We start from the raw sequence: 952 nt of genomic DNA, 5'->3' as shown, positions 1-952 counted from the left end.
TTGATTATTTCAGAAATCGAATCTTCAACTAAAGCACCCGTTAGTTGAATAAGAAAAAATTATCATAATCCCTAATTACCATTTGTCAAATCGGCTCAAATCTATATCATTTTGGGTTACCAACGTTATCAGTACAGGATCAGGGTATATAAAGCATTCACTGAAATCCGCTACGTTTAAGACTTTTAAGTCTCCTTTGTATAAGCTGAAATTCCAAAGTGAATCATTTATAATTCTTCGTAAACAGTAATAAACAAAGTATCCCAATCTTCAAAAACTTCTACAGAAATTTTTCTGCTTGGGTATCTATGTTGGAAGCTCATTGACCAAAACATTACTAATATATCTCCCAAGACTCTATTTTGTTCTATTAAATCTTCATTATAATCAACATTAATATGAAAAAAATCCTTTAATTCATATAAGTTCATAATTTTCTCTATGCTAGTCTTGTCATCGTTACAATCGTTTTTCCATGCATCAAAAAGCTCTTTATTGTATTTATCTTTTAATAAAAAACATCCCTCTATTTCAATAATTTCAGGATAAAAAAATTTAGAGAATGCTAGGGCTGTCTGTAAATCCGCCTTGAAATTTACGTATTTCCACCAACTAAAATTACCTGAGTTAGCATTTTTATGTTCTACATACTCTTTAATTAATTCTTCGGGAAACAAAACCATTTTATATACTCCCTGCTATTTTATTTTCATTATTACACTCCTTATTTACCATATAGCTCTGTTAAGATTTTGATTACATCTTTTTCAATTCTTTGCTCATTCGAATGTTAGGTTACTATAGTCATCTTATTGATTTCTTCTTCAACTAACCTGCCCCGTTAGTTGAATAAGAACAAGTGTATTTTACTACCCGTTAGTGAATAACATTATTCCTCATCTCCAAAGTCAATCATCACTCCAACAACCTCTTTAGAAATGTTATATTTTAC

At 29.8% G+C, this 952-nt stretch carries 1 protein-coding gene; it reads right to left on the bottom strand.

The window, feature by feature from the left end; all coding sequences use genetic code 11:
• Positions 1-227: 227 nt before the first annotated feature.
• Positions 228-683 carry a hypothetical protein gene (locus AC1DSL_RS18695; protein ID WP_477533396.1) on the bottom strand — a complete coding sequence of 152 codons (456 nt, stop codon included), beginning with the start codon at positions 681-683 and terminating at the stop codon, positions 228-230.
• Positions 684-952 lie beyond the last annotated feature (269 nt).

It is taken from the genome of Paenisporosarcina sp. P4_D4 (assembly GCF_056401835.1).
The sequence above is the reverse complement of the archived record's forward strand: the minus strand, read 5'-3'. Positions and strand labels throughout refer to the sequence as shown.

Excerpts from the sequence above, each read along its gene's own strand:
- AC1DSL_RS18695 (WP_477533396.1), bottom strand. The coding sequence starts at position 683 with ATGGTTTTGTTTCCCGAAGAATTAATTAAAGAGTATGTAGAACATAAA.